Origin of the sequence: Cobetia sp. 5-25-4-2, assembly GCF_013374075.1 — a bacterium.
Classification (GTDB): Bacteria; Pseudomonadota; Gammaproteobacteria; order Pseudomonadales; family Halomonadaceae; genus Cobetia; species Cobetia marina.
The window spans coordinates 58,339-76,382 of the sequence record NZ_BLWK01000002.1 but is presented as its reverse complement, the minus strand read 5'-3'; the positions used below and the strand labels follow the sequence as shown (position 1 = coordinate 76,382).

At 62.4% G+C, this 18,044-nt stretch carries 16 protein-coding genes; 13 read left to right on the top strand and 3 right to left on the bottom strand.

Translation table 11 applies throughout. The features are described 5' to 3' along the window. Positions 1-98: 98 nt before the first annotated feature. From HXS65_RS05190 to HXS65_RS05175, 4 genes are all read left to right on the top strand, one after another. Positions 99-719 carry a sulfotransferase family 2 domain-containing protein gene (locus HXS65_RS05190; protein ID WP_167592976.1) on the top strand — a complete coding sequence of 207 codons (621 nt, stop codon included), beginning with the start codon at positions 99-101 and terminating at the stop codon, positions 717-719. Between the two features lie 148 nt (positions 720-867). Then, the gene (locus tag HXS65_RS05185; RefSeq protein WP_176493393.1) at positions 868-2,076 is read left to right on the top strand and encodes a glycosyltransferase family 4 protein; all 1,209 of its coding nucleotides are present in this window, start codon (positions 868-870) and stop codon (positions 2,074-2,076) included. A gap of 124 nt (positions 2,077-2,200) precedes the next feature. Then, the gene (gene upp, locus HXS65_RS05180) at positions 2,201-2,830 is read left to right on the top strand and encodes a uracil phosphoribosyltransferase (protein WP_077374565.1); all 630 of its coding nucleotides are present in this window, start codon (positions 2,201-2,203) and stop codon (positions 2,828-2,830) included. Positions 2,831-2,952: 122 nt separating this feature from the next. Continuing rightward, complete coding sequence (locus HXS65_RS05175) at positions 2,953-4,233, top strand: uracil-xanthine permease family protein (RefSeq protein ID WP_176493392.1); 1,281 nt, start codon at positions 2,953-2,955, stop codon at positions 4,231-4,233. A gap of 145 nt (positions 4,234-4,378) precedes the next feature. On the opposite strand, the gene HXS65_RS05170 is transcribed toward HXS65_RS05175, so the two are convergent. From HXS65_RS05170 to HXS65_RS05160, 3 genes are read right to left on the bottom strand one after another with little or no spacing between them, the layout of a single operon-like run. Continuing rightward, complete coding sequence (locus tag HXS65_RS05170; RefSeq protein WP_176493391.1) at positions 4,379-5,065, bottom strand: helix-turn-helix domain-containing protein; 687 nt, start codon at positions 5,063-5,065, stop codon at positions 4,379-4,381. A 40-nt stretch (positions 5,066-5,105) separates the two neighbouring features. Further along, on the bottom strand, positions 5,106-7,367 hold the full coding sequence (locus HXS65_RS05165; protein ID WP_176493390.1) for a cache domain-containing protein: 2,262 nt from the start codon (positions 7,365-7,367) through the stop codon (positions 5,106-5,108). After that, the gene (locus HXS65_RS05160; protein WP_176493389.1) at positions 7,364-8,896 is read right to left on the bottom strand and encodes a sigma-54 dependent transcriptional regulator; all 1,533 of its coding nucleotides are present in this window, start codon (positions 8,894-8,896) and stop codon (positions 7,364-7,366) included. Before HXS65_RS05160 ends, HXS65_RS05165 begins: the two co-directional genes overlap by 4 nt. Positions 8,897-9,442: 546 nt before the next feature. Between HXS65_RS05160 and HXS65_RS05155 the strand changes: the two genes are divergently transcribed. The 9 genes from HXS65_RS05155 (at position 9,443) to moaA (ending at position 17,809) form a co-directional block, all read left to right on the top strand. Continuing rightward, a complete protein-coding gene (locus HXS65_RS05155; RefSeq protein WP_176493388.1) occupies positions 9,443-10,372 on the top strand; it encodes a substrate-binding domain-containing protein in 930 nt (309 codons plus the stop codon). 26 nt (positions 10,373-10,398) lie between these two features. Next, positions 10,399-11,073, top strand: a complete 675-nt coding sequence (locus tag HXS65_RS05150; RefSeq protein WP_205632739.1) for an ABC transporter permease — start codon at positions 10,399-10,401, stop codon at positions 11,071-11,073. A 176-nt stretch (positions 11,074-11,249) separates the two neighbouring features. After that, a complete protein-coding gene (locus HXS65_RS05145) occupies positions 11,250-11,942 on the top strand; it encodes an ATP-binding cassette domain-containing protein (RefSeq protein WP_176493387.1) in 693 nt (230 codons plus the stop codon). Between the two features lie 95 nt (positions 11,943-12,037). Continuing rightward, positions 12,038-12,787 carry a molybdenum cofactor guanylyltransferase MobA gene (gene mobA, locus HXS65_RS05140; RefSeq protein ID WP_176493386.1) on the top strand — a complete coding sequence of 250 codons (750 nt, stop codon included), beginning with the start codon at positions 12,038-12,040 and terminating at the stop codon, positions 12,785-12,787. 458 nt (positions 12,788-13,245) lie between these two features. Then, a complete protein-coding gene (gene mobB / locus HXS65_RS05135; RefSeq protein ID WP_176493574.1) occupies positions 13,246-13,869 on the top strand; it encodes a molybdopterin-guanine dinucleotide biosynthesis protein B in 624 nt (207 codons plus the stop codon). A 35-nt stretch (positions 13,870-13,904) separates the two neighbouring features. Further along, positions 13,905-15,275 carry a gephyrin-like molybdotransferase Glp gene (gene glp / locus HXS65_RS05130; protein ID WP_255304429.1) on the top strand — a complete coding sequence of 457 codons (1,371 nt, stop codon included), beginning with the start codon at positions 13,905-13,907 and terminating at the stop codon, positions 15,273-15,275. A 167-nt stretch (positions 15,276-15,442) separates the two neighbouring features. Beyond that, positions 15,443-16,258, top strand: coding sequence for a cyclic pyranopterin monophosphate synthase MoaC (moaC, locus tag HXS65_RS05125; RefSeq protein ID WP_077374543.1), 816 nt, complete (start codon positions 15,443-15,445; stop codon positions 16,256-16,258). A 1-nt stretch (position 16,259) separates the two neighbouring features. Continuing rightward, on the top strand, positions 16,260-16,823 hold the full coding sequence (locus HXS65_RS05120) for a molybdenum cofactor biosynthesis protein MoaE (RefSeq protein WP_077374541.1): 564 nt from the start codon (positions 16,260-16,262) through the stop codon (positions 16,821-16,823). Continuing rightward, positions 16,823-17,809 carry a GTP 3',8-cyclase MoaA gene (gene moaA, locus HXS65_RS05115; RefSeq protein ID WP_176493384.1) on the top strand — a complete coding sequence of 329 codons (987 nt, stop codon included), beginning with the start codon at positions 16,823-16,825 and terminating at the stop codon, positions 17,807-17,809. The genes HXS65_RS05120 and moaA overlap by 1 nt, the downstream gene beginning before the upstream one ends. The last annotated feature ends 235 nt before the right edge of the window (positions 17,810-18,044 follow it).

Here is an 18,044-nt window from a genome sequence, read left to right as displayed (position 1 = left end):
TTCCTTTTTTTGACGGTATGTACACGAAAAATGCGTATTGTTTGCCTACTCTTGCGGCAAGGTGATGGATCATTCGCAATCTATGTATGAGGCTTGTCATGTGGTTGAAGCACGAATTCCCTTATCGTAAACACTTTGATCGCAACAAATGTATTTTCATACATATTCCCAAGGCCGCCGGGACCTCGGTTCTAGCCGCATTGGGAAAGAAGAGTGAAAAAGGCCGAGATCATGTTTCCTGGCAAACTTATAAAAAAGCAGATAGCAAGAAATTCAATAATTACTTCAAGTTCTCCTTTGTGCGAAATCCCTATGATCGCGCTTTTTCCGCATACCATTATATATTGAAGGGTGGGAATCAGGGGCCTGAGGACAGTCGCGTGGCAGCCTCACTCGCAAAGTATCGTGGCTTTGATGACTTTGTGGAAAACGGGCTCTGGCAAGGTGCTTTTCGCAGTCATCTGTTATTCCACTCTCAATCTTCTTTCATCATGTCGGCAGATGACAGGTTGATGGTGGATTTCCTGGGACATTTCGAGACGCTGGATCAGGACTTCAAGATTGTCGCTGAGAAGCTGGGTATCGATTCCTCCATTGCTCATCGCAACAAGGGGGATGTCCGCTGTCGTGTGGCTCAGGAAAGTATGGCGTCTGCCACGCGAGAGAAGTTGGCCATCCTATATGCACAGGACTTTGCCAATTTTGGGTATCCTTCTTGAGCAATGATTGTCGGAGGTTGGGTGTGGACTCATCCTCTCATGAGAGGGCAGGTGAGTCATCGGGGATGTCAGGCATGGCGCGGTGCTGATGTTTCCGTTGTGATAATGTTGGCTTCCGATAGGGACGCATTCACATAGAAGGAGCGCCATGGGAAGTCAGCCGAAGATAGGTCATCTCGTCAGCCTGAGAAATCTGGGCGGAGTGGAACGTCACTTTTCACGCTTCTTCACTACCATGCTGGAAGCCGGAAATGATTATCATGTCCTTCCGATGACCGATCGAATCCACCCTATCGTACAAGAAGAATTGAGTGATCATTTCTGGCGAATTCATTCCGTCAAGGGACCTCGTGGCATCAATCTTCCCAGGCAGATTCCATGGTTGCGTTCTACGTATCAGCGGAAATTGCTGAAATCATTGACGCTTGAGCAGTTGGTCATCTGGAATAAATATCGCAACTTCCCCATTGCTCTCCCAAATGACGTACCCATCGTGCATTTCGAGAGAGGCAGCGCCTGGTTCATCGAGCCGGCTCCCGATATCCAGCGCTACGTGGAACGCTGGTCCGGCGTCATCTGCAATTCCCATGCATCACTGCGCATGCTCCAGCTGAAGCTTGGTCTATCAGAGGAGTGCCCGGCGCTTGTGGCACGCAATGCCATGTCGCTACCGCAGGTGACGGCAACCCATGACGGCGACGTCTTCCGGTTGGGGTTTGCCGGTCGACTGACGGCACTCAAGGCGCCTGTCGTGGCGCTCGAGACCATCAGATTGCTGCGGGAAACCCATGCGAATGTGGAGCTGCATATCGCGGGAGACGGGCCTTTGCGACCCCCCTTGCAAGCACTGGTGACAAGGTGGGGGCTGGCCGATGTCGTGACGTTTCATGGCGCGGTCAAGGAGATGTCGGAATTCTATTGCACGCTGGATGCTTTCATCTGCCCTTCCTGGCGTGAGCCATTCGGTAACGTGGTGCAGGAAGCCTTGGCGCATGGCGTGCCGACCATCGTCGGCAATGTCGATGGGCTGCCGGAGCAGGTCATCGCGGGAGAGAATGGCGCCGTGCTTCCCACCATCAGATCCATAGGTGAACTTGCAGAGCATGATCTCGCTTTCGTCGGGCCAGAGGTCAGGGTCTATTCGCCTGACGAGGATGCCATCGTTGCGGCCAGGGTGATATCGCCAGTGGCAGCAGCAGAAGTGCTTGATAAATGGATCGCCAGTCCTGAGCTTCGGTGTGAAATGGGCCGACGTGCGCGTCAGATTCTGGCTGAGCGCTTCGATTACCCTGATTACTGTTCAGCCGTCGGCGATTTTCTTGACCGCCTCGCCCGTGACGATGTCGGGTGCGCTTAACATCAAAGTCCTGCTCGGCTAGAATACGCCCAATTTGCCAGCCTCTCTGCCTGCCATCGTCCCTCGCTGGCGGGGTAGTGCTGCGCAATCATGAGCACCATCTTCTGTCCCAAGAGGTATTTCCATGAGCGTCCATGCCATCAATCATCCACTGGTCCAGCACAAGCTCGGCCTGATGCGTGCAGCAGGCATCAGCACCAAGAGCTTCCGTGAGCTGGCCAGTGAGGTCGCCAAGCTGTTGACCTATGAGGCAACCCAGGACCTTGAGCTGGAAACTACCACCATTGACGCCTGGAGCGGCAACGAGCTGGACGTCCAGAGCATCAAGGGCAAGAAAGTGACCATCGTGCCGATCCTGCGTGCCGGTCTCGGCATGCTGGAAGGGGTGACGGACCTGATTCCCAGCGCGCGCATCAGCGTGGTGGGACTGTACCGTGATGAGGAAACCCTCGAGCCGGTACCGTACTTCGAGAAGTTCGTCTCGGATCTCGATGAGCGTCTGGCGATCGTCATCGACCCGATGCTGGCGACCGGCGGTTCCATGATCGCCACGCTGGACATGCTGAAGGCCAAGGGCTGCCAGCAGATCAAGGTGATCGTGCTGGTCGCGGCACCGGAAGGCATCGCCAAGGTGCAGGAGTCCTATCCTGACATCGAGATCTTCACGGCTTCCGTCGATGATCGTCTTGATGAGAATGGCTACATCGTTCCGGGTCTTGGTGACGCCGGAGACAAGATCTTCGGCACGCGCTAAGCGCCTCGCCTGAGCTCTCGACGCCCTACGCCTTGCGTGGGGCGTTTTTGTATCTGCCTTACCTGTCTGAGCAGTCAGGATGAGGTCTTCCTTCGTCAGTTCATTGAATAGAATCTTCCGCCATGTCGTCTTCTCAAGCCTCGGACTCCGCTTCCTCTGCCTCTCACGATGCTCACCAGATTCCTGAGAAGGAGCCTTTCACGCTGGCGACGCTGATCACGGGAGCACAGATGCTCTTCGTGGCCTTCGGTGCGCTGGTGCTGGTGCCGTTGCTGACTGGCCTTGATCCCAACGTCGCGCTGTTCACGGCAGGGGTCGGGACGCTGGTCTTCCAGAGCGTCACCAAGGCGAGCGTGCCGGTCTTTCTCGCCTCGTCATTCGCCTTCATCGCTCCCATCCAGAGTTCGGTCGCCAACTTCGGCATTCCCGCCACCATGGGGGGATTGTTCGTTGCCGGACTGGTCTATGTGCTGCTGGCGCAGTGCATTCGTCTCAAGGGCGTCGGTATCGTGCATCGCCTGTTGCCTGCCGTGGTGGTGGGGCCTGTCATCATGGTGATCGGACTGGCGCTGGCACCGACCGCCGTCCAGATGGCCACGGGGGAATTCAGTGACACCATTTCTCATGGACAGGCACTGACCCTCTCGCTGGTGAGTCTTGCCGTCACCCTGATACTGTCGATCTTCGGTCGCGGACTGTGGCGCCTCATCCCGATTCTCGGCGGGATCATCACCGGCTATCTGCTGGGACTGGCCATGGGGGTGATCGACCTGTCGCCTGTGGCGGAGGCGGCGTGGCTGGCCTTGCCAAGCTTCACCGCTCCTACCTTCGAGTTCTCCGCCATCCTGTTCATGATTCCGGTCGCCATCGCGCCGGCCGTGGAGCATATCGGTGACATGGTGGCCATCGGCTCCGTGACGCGTCAGAACTATCTGAAAAAGCCGGGACTGCATCGGACACTGCTGGGAGATGGCCTGGCCACCAGCGCGGCCTCATTGTTCGGTGGACCGCCCAACACGACATACTCGGAAGTGACGGGCGCCGTCATGCTGACGCGCAATTTCAATCCGCGTGTCATGACCGTCGCGGCCTGCGTGGCCATCTCGCTTGCCTTCATCGGCAAGGTGGGGGCGGTACTGCAGACGATTCCCACCCCTGTCATGGGTGGCATCATGTGCCTGCTGTTCGGGTCGATCGCCGTGGTGGGGATGAACACCCTGGTGCGTGCCGGTGACTCGCTTACCGCGCCGCGCAATCTGGTGATCGCGTCCTTGATTCTGGTCTTCGGGATTGGCGGCATGCAGGTTGGTGGTGGCCAGTTCACGCTGCAGGGCGTCAGCCTGGCGGCCATTCTGGGGATCGTGCTCAATCTGGTGCTGCCCCCGGCGAAAGAGGGGGAGTGAACCCTCTCGGCCTGTCGAGTGAGCGGATGCCCAGGTAAATCGCGGTTCTGATGAATGCCCCTCTTTCGTGTCGCGGTACTGGCAGGAAAGAGGGGCATTCTTGATTGATGCGTGGCTCGCTGGGAAGAAAGGGGGCTCCTTCGGTTTATCCCGCGCTCGCGATGCATGACCAGTGACAGGCTGTCAGGCTTTCCTCGTCCAGTGGTACAGGCCCATCAGCATCTTGCGCCTGGGCATGGTGGAGTCGGTAGCGCTCTCCGGCCTGCAGCCGCACGGCATCTCCGGATCTGAGGTGGATATCGAGCGCTTCCGCCGGCAGCTCGATGCGCAGTCGCCCGCGGGTGACGAGCAAGAGGCTGTCATGGCTTGCCTGCAGGCTGATGCTGTCCTGGTCTTCAAGCCTCCCCAGCGTGACCTGCGGTTTCTGACGACGCTGTCCTGAGGCATCAGGCCAGTCGGGAATCTTGCGCAGTCGCGTGTCAGCGGGGCTTTCCTCGCATGGCGCATGCTCCTCACGGCGCAGCACTCGCGCAGGTGCCTCGGGGATCTCGTCGCTGAAGAAGTGACTGAGCGAGACGGGGAAGACATCGAGTATCTTGTTGAGCGAGCTGACAGAGGGGCTGACGGCATCCTGCTCGACCTGGGAAATGGTCGAGTTGGTCACGTTGGCGCGCTTGGCGAGTTCGCGTTGAGACAGGCCGTGGCGGGTGCGCAGGATGCGCAGGCGCTGGCCAAGCGTCGGCGAGGTGTTCGCGTGACGGGCTTGTGGCTCATCGGTGGATGCCGTCGAGGTCTGGCGGGCTGGAGAGGGAGTCGAATTGGCCGATGGCATATGGCAAAGGCTCCGGTCAGTGGATGGCAGGGCAGGGGGATCAACTGGCACGGCTGCTGCCACCGGCGCTCAGGGTCTCGAGCAGGTGTCGGCCCTGGTTGTCTTCGTGGTGACGCCGCGCGATGCAAGGCAGCCACAGGCAGAAGGTCGCGCCGCCCCCGGGCGTCTCTTCCAGCCACAGTCGTCCGCCCAGTTGCGTGATCAACCCGGACGAGACCGACAGACCGATACCGGAGCCGTTGGCGCGCGTGGTGAAGAAAGGGATGAAGATGCGCTCCCTGAGGTGTTCCGGGACGCCATTGCCGTGATCGATGATCCGGATCTCGATGCCGGCCACGACCTCACCGCCGGGGTCTCCTGTCATCACCGGCGAGTGATCCTCCTCCACACAGGCGAGCGTCGCGTCGCGATCGGCGCTGGTGATGCATAGCGTATCCGGTCCGGGTGCCATCTCGATGGCATTGATGAGCAGGTTGACCAGCACCTGTGTCAGCTGGGCGCGGTCGGCCTCGATCTGACGTGTCGCCGAGAGCTCATGCGTCAATCTGTGTCCGTGATGATCCAGCGCATGGCGTACCAGTACTTCGACGCTATGGATGGCCTCATCTGGATGAATCTGGCTGAGGTTCGGGGGGCTCAGCGTGGTGGGGAGCGTCTCGCCCGGCAGGTCAGGCAGCTCTGCCTGTGCGCCGTGGTGGCTCGCCTGATGTGGGTCACGTGCATATTGGCGCAGGTTGTCGACCAGCGCGCGAATCCGTTCCACCTGATGGATGATGGTCGCGATTTCCTCGCGTACGGGGTCTGCCTGGTCGCCGAGAATGACCTCGATCAACTCGACATGCCCGAGGATGACGGCGGCGGGATTGTTGATCTCATGCCCGATGCCTGCCGTGAGTTCGCCGAGTGCTGCCAGCTTCTCGCGGGTCAACAGCTTCGCGCGTGCTTCGCGCAACAGGCGGACATGCTCCTCCAGTGCCTGGCTGCGCTCGCGCAGCGTGTTCGTCTGTGCGCTCAAGTCACGCGTGCGGTCCTCGACCTGGGCTTCCAGGGTATTGGCGGCCGCCTGAATCTCGCTGCGGTGCGCCTCCAGCCGCGCCAGCATGGTATCGAATTCCTGCGCCAGCTCATCCAGCTCATCACCGCGACGCTGTTCGGGGCCAAGCGAGGCAAGTGGCCCGATGCGCAGCCCATCACTGGAGGGTGCATCGCGAACGGCATGCACCACATGGCGTATCTGGCGAATGGGGCGCATCAGGCGCTCGACCCCGCCCCAGACCAGTAGAACTCCCAACAGGCTGACCGCCAGCAGTACCAGGCTGATGTGGACCAATGTCTCCCGGTAGAGTCGCACGTAGGGTGCCTGGGGGTAGCCCGCGTAGATCATGCCGATCCGCTGGCCGTCCAGAGAATCCAGAGGCGCATAGGCGGCAACGAACCAGTCGCGTACCACGAAGGCGCGATTGACGTAGCGCTGCCCCTCACCGATGACCTGACGGGTCACTTCGAGCGAGGCCTGCGTGCCGAGTGCGCGTTCACCGGTGCTGTCAGTCACGTTGGTGGCAATTCGGACATCGTCCAGAAACAGGGTGATGGTGCCTGTGCCATCCAGCGGCAGCGTCCCCGGGCCGTAGAGGAGATCGCGGATCTCATCCACCAGGTTCGGGTCACGATTGAGCAGCCGCCCGGCATCAAGCACGCCCACGAGCGTCCCGCGTGAATCCATGATCGGCACCAGTGCACGCAGCAGCATGCCGCGCGTTTCCTCACGCCGCGCGCTGGGTTGTGCATGGGGGGTCCGGCGCAGGGCCAGGCGGGCTCGCTCTGCCAGCAAGGGGTCGAGAGATGCCAGCGAATCGCCGCTGAGCATGTCGAGGCCATCCAGACTCTCGCCCTGGCGCAGACGCGGAACCAGGGCGGCGACACCGGGCGTCTGTCCGAGCTGCTCCGCTGGCAGCCAGCGGAGCCAATCGGCGTTGAGGGTCTCACGCAACGCCTTCAGACGAGGCGCCAGTGTCTCGGTCGATGGTGAGGACGAGCCTGGCAGCGTGGTGGACTGGCGCAGGTTGCGGCGCAGGGTTTCCAGGCCGTCACGAAGTCGCTGGTGCTGACGTTGCAGCGTGCGGCTTGCCACATCGAGATCGCTGCGCACGTTCATGTACAGCTGGCGGTCGGTGTAGGCGGTGGTCCAATAGGCGGTCAGGCCGACCAGCGCCAGCAGCAACAGCAGCAGCGGGGCCAGCGTCAGCACCAGCAAGCGGCGGCGCAGCGAGCCGGCAAGGTAATGGCGCAGGCGCTGGATCATGCAGGGTCATCAGCCGAGCGGTGAGACGAGTCGCGGTCAGGCATGGCGCTCTCGGCCTCGGCGCGCCAGTGGGTCAGCTTGCGATCCAGCGTCTTGCGCGAGATGCCCAGCTGACGCGCGGCAGCGGACTTGTTGTTGGCGTGATGCTCCAGTACTGCACGCAGGTGCGCTTGCTCCACACGATCCAGCGACCACTCCAGCGGATAGCCGTGTGAAGCCTCGCTGTCGGCCTCCCCCCCCGCATGGGGGGCGGCAGCGTTACCTGGTGCATCCGAGGCGTCGGGCATCGCGGCATGGCCAGACGTGAGAGAGGTGCCGGAGGCCGGGAGGGCATCGCCGGGCAGGCGTCCCAGCAGCAGCGCGCGCTCGATGACATTCTTCAATTCACGCACGTTGCCGGGCCAGGCATAGCGACACAGGCGCGCAAGGTCGGTGTGATCCCAGGGGACCTCGGGCAGTCCCAGTTCGCGCGACAGCTGTCGAGAGAAATGCAGGGCCAGGGCAGGAATGTCCGCGGGGCGATCCCGCAGTGCCGGCAGCCGCAAGCTGAGCACGTTCAAGCGGTAGTAGAGGTCTTCCCGGAAGCGACCCGCCGCGACCTCCGTCTCGAGCGTGCGATGGGTGGCGGCCACGATGCGCACATCGACGGCCTGCTCCTGCTCACCGCCCACTGGGCGCACGCGTCGGGTTTCCAGTACCCGCAACAGCCTGGACTGCATGGTCAGCGGCATCTCGCCGATTTCATCCAGGAACAGGGTGCCGCCATCGGCGAAGCTGAACAGCCCATCACGTCCGCGGTGGGCGCCGGTGAAGGCCCCCTTGAGGTGACCGAAAAGCTCGCTCTCCAGAAGTTCCGGACTGATGGCGCCACAGTTGACCGGTACGAAGGCACCGCGCCGTCCGGAGAGACGGTGCAGGTCGCGTGCCGCCAGCTCCTTGCCGGTGCCGGATTCCCCGAGTATCAGCACGGGAGAGGGGGCCGGCGCGACGCGCGCGATGATCTGCGCGAGTTCCTGCATGCCGGGGGTCTCGCCCTGCAGACTGGCCTCCTCACCCTGGTGGCGTGCATTGTCGCGACGCAGCAGGAAGTTCTCGCGTGCCAGCTGGCGGCGTTCGAGGCAGCGGTCTATCGCGGCGTGCAGCTGTTCGAGGCGGAACGGCTTGATGATGAAATCACTGGCACCTGCGCGCAGGGCACGTACGGCGGTATCGAGATCGGCATAGGCCGTCATGAAGATGACGTCGCTGACCGATGACGGTGACAGGGCTTCCTCCCACTCAAGGCCATCACGTCCCGGCAGGCGGATGTCGAGCAGGATGAGATCAAAATGCAGGCGCGAGCGCAGCGATTCGGCCTGCTCGACGCTTTCGACGGCTTCGATCATCGCGAAGCGGGATGCCAGCGCCTTTTCCAGGTAACGCCGCATGCCCGGCTCGTCATCGACGATCAGGACCGATGCGGTCGGCAAAGCCTGGTCGTGCGTGGCGCGACGCGCCTCCCGTGCGGGAGAGGTGGCGTGGACGGTCATGGCGTTCCTCTATCATGCGTGGCGTGCATCGGGGCGATGGTCATTCGGGTATGGCGTGTCAGGGTGGCGTTCGTTCGCTCATTGTCGCGCGGCGCACGGTACTTTATCTAGCCATTCTCTCGATCTTGCCATTCTCTCGGCATTCGCTTCCGCCCGGCGCGGCCACAGTCACCACGGAGCCGGGTGAAGCGAGGTCCAGAGGCTCGCGCATGGCGCCATCGCGGCAGCGAGAGTCAGGGCCGCGAGCGGGTGGCCAGCGCGAAGGAACAGTGTATCGTGTCGTCCCGCGCAGGCTCACGGGTGGGTCAAGATGACCCGCTTGTGGCAGGACGGCGATATCCTGTCAGTATTCTCGCCGGCGCTCACCCGGACATCCAGGCATTGCCAGCGGGCCATGTGCAGGACAAGCAACCAGGTGAATGGCGAGAGCGTGGCCTTGCGGGCACGCTGCTTGCAATGTCTTGCCGCGGGGAGATGGCCAGCCATCGCTGGAGGCACATCTCCTTCGTGAATCACCCCGATAATGACACGCCAGGGAGCTACCTCATGCCGCATCGTCACATCCTCTCCGCCCGCCATCTGCTGGGTGCCATCGCCGGTCTGTCTCTCGGCGCGCTGAGCCTGCAACCCGCTCAGGCCGCGGATGACATCATCCGCCTCGCGACCACCACCAGTACCTACAATTCCGGCCTGCTGGACAATCTGTTGCCGGCATACGAACGGGCCAACGATGTCACTGTCCAGGTGATCGCCGTGGGGACCGGCAAGGCATTGCGCATGGGGCAGGATGGCGATGTGGATCTGGTGATGACGCATGCGCCGGGCGCGGAGCGCAAGTTCGTCGATGCCGGGTATGGCATCGAGCCACATGGCGTGATGTACAACGACTTCGTGCTGCTGGGGCCCAAGGCGGATCCGGCCAATGTCGAGGGCATGTCCGACGTGGACGCGGCCCTGGCCAGAATTGCCGAGAGCAATGCCGGCTTCGTGTCACGCGGTGATGACTCCGGGACTCACAAGAAGGAGCTGTCGCTGTGGGCGAGCGCCGATGTCGTCCCCGATTTCTCGGCATACAAGGCCGTGGGGCAGGGGATGGGCAAGGTGCTGAGCATGGCCAGCGAGCTGCAGGATTACACCCTGAGTGACCGCGGCACCTGGCTTGCCATGCAGGACAAGCTCGACCTTTCCGTGCTGGTGGAGGGAGATGCGCGCCTGTTCAATCCCTACCAGGTGATTCTGGTCAACCCGGCCAATCATGAAGGTCTGAACACCGAAGGCGCCCGTGCGCTGGCTCAGTGGCTGATTTCCCGTGAGGGTCAGCAGGCGATCGATGACTTCCGTCTCAAGGGGCAGGCGCTGTTCCATGCCAGCCACGGTGAAACCGGTTTCGATGCCCAGAAGACTGCGGATGGCAGTGGTGCAGGTCAGGCAGCCGGCGGTGAGACTGCCACCCAGCAGGCGGCGCCGCGTTCGTGACGCTCTGGCATACCACGCAGGAGGCCATGGGCCTCCTGCTGAGCATGGACGCCGCACTCTGGGAAATCATCGGCGTCTCTTTCCGGGTCTCGCTGATGGCCATGTTGGTGGCTGTACCGCCGGCTCTGCTGATCGCCTTCGTGCTGGTGCGTTGCGCCTTCCCGGGGCGCTGGCTGTTGATCTCGCTGGTGAATACCCTGATGGCCGTGCCCACCGTGGTGGTGGGGCTGCTGCTGTTCATTCTGCTGTCACGGGCAGGCCCTCTGGGGGATTGGCATCTTCTGTTCACCCAGCCAGCGATGATTCTGGGCCAGATTCTGCTGGCGCTGCCGATATTGGTGGTGATGCTGCATGCGGCACTGGCTGGCGTGGACAGACGTGCCTGGGAAACCGCATTGCAACTGGGGGCATCCCGGCCTGCGGCGTTGTGGCGGCTGGTGATGGAGGCGCGCTTCGGGGTGATGGCCGCGTTGGTGGCGGCGTTTGGTAGAATCATCGCGGAAGTGGGTTGCGCCATGATGGTGGGTGGTAACATTGCCGGCTTTACCCGCAACATCACGACCGCGATCGCCCTGGAGACCCTCAAGGGAGAATACGCTCAGGGGGTCGCCCTGGGCATGGTGCTGCTGGTATTGGCCCTGGTGCTCAATCTGCTGCTGGGGCTGCTGCGTGGCCGTGGTCAGCTGGCCGTACAGGTCTGAGTGGCGTGCCGTGGATCACCGCATCGCGCAAGTCTGAATTGTCGTCTGGAGTTTCGATGTCCCCCCTCAACTCTTCGCCCTCATCCTCCTCGCCGGGCGAATCTCCCCATGAGGCCATGCTGACCTCGTCGTCAGAACCCGTGCCAGACGCTATGCCAGAACCCGTGGCAGAGTCTGTGCCAGAGCCCCGAACCCTCGCCGAGGAAAGTCTGCTGTGGGTGCGTGACCTGCAGTATCGTCTGCCTGACGCTCCCACGAGCCCTGGCCGCTTGCTGTGGCAGATACCCTCTCTGGAGTGGACGCCAGACCCGAGGCGCGGCTGGGTACATCTGAGCGGAGACAATGGCAGTGGCAAGACCACCTTGCTCAGAGTGCTGGCCGGCATGCAGCCTGCCAGCGGTGGAGAGCTTCGCTGGCAGAAGGGGGCCGCCGGCCAGATACGCTATCTGCACCAGCAACCCTATCTCTTTGATACCAGCGTGGCCGGCAACCTGGTGCTGGCGGCGCGCTGGCAGCCGCAACGGCGCTCTGCCGGCGAGCAGCGCGATCAGGTCGAGGCCATGCTGGAGTGGAGCGGTCTGAGCGAGCATGCCCGTCAGCCGGCACGCTCGCTGTCCGGTGGCGAGCGTGCACGTCTGGCACTGGCGCGCGCCTGGCTGTCGCGTCCTCCCGTCCTGCTGCTGGATGAGCCAGCGGCCAATCTCGACCAGGCCGCCGTGGAGCAGCTGGCCATCCGTCTCGAGCAGATGTCCCAGGCGGGTTGCGCGGTGATTCTGTCCTCGCATCAGGACAACGCGCTGAGTCATGGCTGTACGGCACGCTGGACGTTGGCGGAAGCTAGCCTGCACACTGAGCGCATGCCTGGTTGAGCCCGACACGGGAAAGTTATCGTCGGTTCCCGTGTCTTGCGTGATCAGAGGAATTTTCTCGCGCGTCCGCCGCGCCTGCATCGAGACCCTCTCGCATGTCCAGACCCCACTCTGATGCCAACTCCGGCCCCTCTCGCGATGGCCAAACCAATCCTGGCGTGACACCTCTGCCGGCCAGTGGTGAACAGCTGGTGGCCTCGCTGACGCCGGCCAACATCACCGGTGTGATCCTGGCCGGCGGCCAGGCTCGGCGCATGGGCGGTGTCGACAAGGGGCTGGTCATGCTCAATGAGGTGCCCTTGATCGCGCATGTGCTGGCACGCCTCACGCCCCAGGTCGGTGAGCTGCTGATCAATGCCAATCGCTCGCATCAGGAATATGCCGCCTATGGTCATCCGCTGGTGGAAGACCGTGAGGCGGGCTATCACGGCCCTCTGATGGGCATGGCCAGTGCGCTGGCCGCCGCGCATACCGAGTGGGTGATGGTGGTGGCCTGCGACGTGCCGCATCTGCCCAATGACCTCGTGGATACCCTGAGCGTGGCGCTGATAGATCACGCCAACGGTGACAGGCTGGCCGGCTACCGTGTGCAGGGAGATGACACCTCGGCTGAGCCGGCGCTGCTGGCAGTGGCCGCCGATGCCGAGCGCTATCACCCCGTCATCTGCCTCCTGCACCGTGGCCTTTTGCCATCACTGGAAGCCGCTCTGGCGGCAGGTGAGCGCAAGATCGACCGCTGGTTCGCGCAACATGTCTGGCTGACGGTGCAAGCGGGCAAGGCCGAAGACTTCGCCAATCTCAATACGCTGGATGAGTGCAGAGCGATGGAATCCGGCCCCCGCTGAGACTGCCCGCATCGATTGCCATTGCGGCGCGGCCGCTGCCGAGCCTGAGCCGCAGGACATTCAAGGCGTGTCATCCGACCCCACTCCGCTGGCCAGGCGAGTCATAATGATCCACGGTCAGTGCTCACCTGCCGTACATGTTGGAATTCAGCGGCGTATTGTCCTGCCGCGGCAGGCATGCCTGGCCTTGGACTTGCAGATTTACAGGCAAGCCTGTTGCGGCAGGCCACCCTTTTTTCATCATGTCGCCAGCGCTCCTCATGAGCGGCGCTGAGAGAAAAGGGCCCGACATGTGGGTCGATGCCATCAGAATCATCGAATCGTATCGGCCATCACGTCGTGAGCACGCCGGAAACCTCAAGAGAATCGTCATGCCCGAGTTGCCCACTGATGCCATGGGGCGCGAAGCGTCCACTGTCTCTCATTCTTGCTCTTCCGCTGATACCGGCGGCGGGGCGATGTCACCCGGTTGGGCGGCGAGACTTGCCGCCTCGGCCTGTCCGCTGTTGGGCATCGCCGCCTGGAGCGGCACGGGCAAGACCACCTTGCTGGAACAGTTGCTGCCGGCCTTGCGTGAGCGTGGTCTGCGAGTCGCCGTCATCAAGCACGCTCATCATGCCTTTGATGTGGATACGCCGGGCAAGGACAGTCATCGCCTGCGCTCGGCGGGGGCAACTCCCATGCTGGTTGCCTCTGCCCGGCGCTTTGCGCTGATGATGGAGACGCCTGATCAAGAGGAGGCGGATCTGGAGCAGCTTGTCGCGCAGCTCGATGGGCTGGCGGTGGATCTGATTCTCGTCGAGGGGTTCAAGCAGTGGCCATTGCCCAAGCTTGAGCTGCATCGCGCGGCCGTCGGCAAGCCGCTGCGGGCCTTGCATGATCCCTGGATACGGGCACTTGCCGTGCCAGGTTCAATGGATGAGCCAGATGATGAGCTAGATGGCGAATTCCCGGTGGCGCTTCCCGCGGATCTGACGCGGCTGGACCTCGATGATATCGATGCCTTGGCGGCCTGGGTGGCGGCCTGGCCGGTGCAATGGCGATTGAATGGCGGTCAGCCCCGTCAGGAGGTGGCCTCTTGAGTCTGTCGTGCTTTGACCCAAGATTCGGTGAGCGGATGCTGAGTGTCGACGAGGCGCTTGCGGTGCTGGGAGGCAGTCTGGCGAAGCTCGCGGCGACACGGCCCACCCAGCGCGTGCCACTCGCCCAGGCCGTCGGACATGTTCTGGCTGAGCCGGTGATATCGCCATTGGATGTGCCTGCCCAGACAAATGCCGCGATGGACGGTATCGCGCTGGCCCACGCGTCGCTGGCTGCCGGCGCGCTGGATGAGGGGGATCGATGCCAGCTCCGAGTCATCGGCAGCTCGCTGGCAGGGCACCCCTGGGCAGGGCGCGCCCTGGCTCCGGGGGAGGCATTGCGCATCACGACCGGTGCGGCCTTGCCGGCGGGGGCTGACAGTGTGGTCATGCAGGAGCAGCTCGACTATTTCACGCCCGACGCCTCGCCTGATTCAATGCTTGATGCCGATAGCCAGGCGGGTGGCGCCGAGACTGCCGAGCAGGTCGTGATTGACGGCGCCAGCAGCGTTCGCGCAGGGCAGAATGTGCGTCAGGCAGGCGAGGATATCGCCCGTGGCAGTGACGTGATGTCGGCGGGGCAATGGCTGTCGCCGGCGGCCATCGGGGTACTTGCATCGCTGGGACTGGCCGAACTCACCGTTCATCGTCCGCTGCGTGTGGCGATCTTCTCGACCGGTGATGAAGTGACGGCTCCGGGAGAGCCCTTGCCGGCCGGCGGCATCTATGATGCCAACCGTTTCAGCCTCACGGCTGCCTTGCATGCCGAGGGAGTCGAGGTGCTGGATCTCGGCATTCTGCGTGACCAGCGCGAGGCGTTGAGCATTGCCCTGCGAGATGCCGCGGCGCGGGCGGATCTGGTGATCACTTCCGGCGGCGTGTCGGTCGGCGAGGCAGATCATGTGCGCAGCGCGCTGGAGGCCTGTGGCCAGCTGGCGCTGTGGCGGATTGCCATGCGTCCCGGGCGCCCTCTGGCCTTTGGCGTACTGGCGGCAGAGGAAGGCCGGCAGGTGCCGTTCTTCGGTCTGCCCGGCAATCCGGTCGCCACCATGGTGACCTATCTGCAGTTCGTGCTGCCGGCGTTGCGCATGCTGGGGGGGCTGGGGCCGCTGAGCCCGGCACCGGCAGACCATCCGGGGACCCTGGCATGCTGGCAGTCACCGCGTCTGCAGATGGTGGCAGGCGAGACGCTGCGCTCACGCCCTGAACGAGTCGATTATCATCGCGGCCGGGTGACGCTCGATGACCAGGGGCGTCAGGTCGTGACTACCACTGGCCGTCAGGGATCGGGGATTCTGACTTCGATGCTGGCCGCGCAGTGTCTGATCGAGATCCCGGCAGGCTGCGCCTCCCTTCAGGCCGGCGACCCGGTCATGGTGCAATGGCTGGGGACGCGTGGCCTGTCATGATGGCCTGCCAGGCCGAGCGATCGAACGCGGAGTTCGGCGCGTCGTCCGACATCCTCGGGCCGCCGACAGACCACGAAACAGGATCTACCGGGCTGTCGTGACGACCGCCCATGCTTACAGAGGTAACCGCCACCCCCGGCGGACCTGATACGGATACGAGACAGCTAATGAGCCTTACCCATCTCAACGCCCGCGGCGAAGCCCATATGGTCGATGTCGCGGACAAGCAGGAAACCCGGCGCGAGGCCCGTGCCAGTGCGCGGGTCAGCATGCTGCCTGCCACGCTGGCCTTGTTGGCGGAGGGCGGCCTGCCCAAGGGAGATGTGCTGGCCACGGCGCGTATCGCCGGCATCCAGGCAGCCAAGCGCACCCATGAGCTGATCCCGCTCTGCCATGCCTTGATGCTCTCCAAGGTCACGGTCGATTTCACGCTGGATGAAGTGAACAGCTGTGTCGAGATACAGGTGTTCTGTCGCCTCAACGGCCGCACAGGTGTCGAGATGGAAGCGCTGACGGCTGCCTCCGTGGCAGCACTGACCCTGTATGACATGTGCAAGGCGGTGGACAAGGGCATCGTGATCGGCGACATCCAGCTGGAAACCAAGACGGGTGGCAAGAGCGGTGACTGGCAGCGTGAGGCCATGCAGGAGGAGGCGCCAGCCCCGACGGGAGTGCCGGCTGCCCTGGCAGTCGCATCCGAGGACGTGTCGCCTGTCACGGCGGTGAACGGCAATCTGCGCATCCTGTTTCTGGCCGAGCTGCGTGAGCGTCTCGACCTTGAGTCACTCTCGCTCAACCCTGCCACCCTGGCCGATGCCACGGTCGGTGGGCTCAAGCGCACCCTGGCACTGCGTGATCCGCAGCTGGAAGCGCTCAATGATTCGCGCGTGCTGTGCGCCGTGAACCAGGACATGGTGCGTGATGATCATCCTCTGAAGGCCGGTGATGAAGTCGCTTTCTTCCCGCCCGTCACGGGAGGCTGAGATGACGACACCCCTTGCGACTGCCGATCGGGCCTTTTCGGTCAGCATCCAGTCAGCGGATTTCGATATTCGCGCCGAGCAGGCGGCCCTGACCCATGCTCGGGGGGATATCGGTGCGGTGGTGACCTTTACCGGGCTGGTGCGTGATTTCAATGAACGCCCCGATGTCCAGGCACTGACACTGGAGCATTATCCCGGCATGACGGAACGCAGCTTGCAGGCGTTGCTGGTGGAAGCGCAGGAACGTTTCGCGCTGACAGGGGCGCGTATCATCCATCGCATCGGGCGCCTGGCGCCCATGGACAATATCGTGCTGGTGCTGGTGGCGAGCGCGCATCGTCAGGCCGCCTTTGCCGGTTGTGACTTTCTGATGGACAACCTCAAGTCGCGTGCGCCTTTCTGGAAAAAGGAGCATACCGCCTCTGGCGATTACTGGGTGCAGGAGCGCTCCAGTGACCGCGATGCTCTGGAGCGCTGGCACTCTTCGGCAGAAGGCGCTCGGACACACTCTGCCAAGCAGGATTCCCTGACTCCTGTGACACCTCAGACCCTGGGAGATGGTTGATGGAAACCCTGGTCGATGATTTCGGGCGTCGCATTCGCTATGTGCGTCTCTCCGTGACGGATCGCTGTGACTTTCGCTGTGTCTATTGCATGAGCGAGGAGATGACATTTCTACCGCGGGACGAGGTATTGAGTCTCGAGGAAATCGCCCTGCTGGCACGCGCCTTCGTGGAGCTTGGGGTCGAAAAGATTCGCCTGACCGGTGGTGAGCCATTGGTCAGACGCGATATCGGTACTCTGGTGGAAGATATCGGCGCGCTTGACGGGCTGAAGGATTTCTCCATGACCACCAATGGGGCGGGCCTGGTCAAGCATGCCGCTCGTCTCAAGGCCGCCGGCATGCAGCGCCTCAACATCAGTCTTGATTCTCTGGATTCTGAGCGCTTCAAGGCCCTGACGCGTACGGGGGATCTCGACAAGGTGATCGCTGGTATTCGGGCCGCACGGGCAGAAGGCTTTCGCATCAAGCTCAATGCTGTCGTGCTCAAGGGGCGCAATGATCATGAGGTCGTTTCTCTGGTCGACTTCGCGCGCCAGGAAGGGCTGGATATCAGCTTCATCGAGGAAATGCCGCTTGGGCAGGTGTCCGATCACGGACGTGAGGAGACGTTCTGTTCCAGCGATGAAGTGCAGGCGCGGATAGAGGAGCATCACGCGCTCATACCGACGCTGGAAGACAGTCTGGGACCGGCCCGGTATTTCCGCATGGCAGACAGTGAAACGCGCGTAGGCTTCATCTCGCCGCACAGTCACAACTTCTGCTCGACCTGCAATCGTGTTCGAGTGACGGTAGAAGGGCGTCTGCTGCTATGTCTGGGCAATGAGCACTCGCTGGATCTGCGTGCCATCATGCGCCGCGACCCCGGCAATATCGAACCTCTCAAGGCGGCCATCATCGAGGCGATGCATCTCAAGCCGGAGCGTCACCACTTCACGACCGATGGTGATGTCCAGATCGTCCGCTTCATGAACATGACCGGTGGCTGACGAAATCGCCATCTGAATCTCTTGGCTGGCTTGGGATATCCACTCGACAACACGATGAACCTTCACCAGAACCCTGCCTTCGAGCAGGGTTCTTGTTGGGCGGTGCTGTGGCAACACTGCCTTGCTTTTGACAAGGCTTGTCAGCTTTCAATTAAGGCTTATACTTTGCTGCAACATCCAATCAACTATCGTGTCCCTCATTGGATTCCAGTTTCGCCCGCATGGTGGAGGTAGC

What these genes read in the sequence shown, in the direction of transcription:
- HXS65_RS05190 (WP_167592976.1), top strand. Translation starts at nt 99, where the DNA reads ATGTGGTTGAAGCACGAATTCCCTTATCGTAAACACTTTGATCGCAAC.
- HXS65_RS05185 (WP_176493393.1), top strand. Translation starts at nt 868, where the DNA reads ATGGGAAGTCAGCCGAAGATAGGTCATCTCGTCAGCCTGAGAAATCTG.
- upp (WP_077374565.1), top strand. Translation starts at nt 2,201, where the DNA reads ATGAGCGTCCATGCCATCAATCATCCACTGGTCCAGCACAAGCTCGGC.
- HXS65_RS05175 (WP_176493392.1), top strand. Translation starts at nt 2,953, where the DNA reads ATGTCGTCTTCTCAAGCCTCGGACTCCGCTTCCTCTGCCTCTCACGAT.
- HXS65_RS05170 (WP_176493391.1), bottom strand. Translation starts at nt 5,065, where the DNA reads ATGCCATCGGCCAATTCGACTCCCTCTCCAGCCCGCCAGACCTCGACG.
- HXS65_RS05165 (WP_176493390.1), bottom strand. Translation starts at nt 7,367, where the DNA reads ATGATCCAGCGCCTGCGCCATTACCTTGCCGGCTCGCTGCGCCGCCGC.
- HXS65_RS05160 (WP_176493389.1), bottom strand. Translation starts at nt 8,896, where the DNA reads ATGACCGTCCACGCCACCTCTCCCGCACGGGAGGCGCGTCGCGCCACG.
- HXS65_RS05155 (WP_176493388.1), top strand. Translation starts at nt 9,443, where the DNA reads ATGCCGCATCGTCACATCCTCTCCGCCCGCCATCTGCTGGGTGCCATC.
- HXS65_RS05150 (WP_205632739.1), top strand. Translation starts at nt 10,399, where the DNA reads ATGGGCCTCCTGCTGAGCATGGACGCCGCACTCTGGGAAATCATCGGC.
- mobA (WP_176493386.1), top strand. Translation starts at nt 12,038, where the DNA reads ATGTCCAGACCCCACTCTGATGCCAACTCCGGCCCCTCTCGCGATGGC.
- mobB (WP_176493574.1), top strand. Translation starts at nt 13,246, where the DNA reads ATGTCACCCGGTTGGGCGGCGAGACTTGCCGCCTCGGCCTGTCCGCTG.
- glp (WP_255304429.1), top strand. Translation starts at nt 13,905, where the DNA reads ATGCTGAGTGTCGACGAGGCGCTTGCGGTGCTGGGAGGCAGTCTGGCG.
- moaC (WP_077374543.1), top strand. Translation starts at nt 15,443, where the DNA reads ATGAGCCTTACCCATCTCAACGCCCGCGGCGAAGCCCATATGGTCGAT.
- HXS65_RS05120 (WP_077374541.1), top strand. Translation starts at nt 16,260, where the DNA reads ATGACGACACCCCTTGCGACTGCCGATCGGGCCTTTTCGGTCAGCATC.
- moaA (WP_176493384.1), top strand. Translation starts at nt 16,823, where the DNA reads ATGGAAACCCTGGTCGATGATTTCGGGCGTCGCATTCGCTATGTGCGT.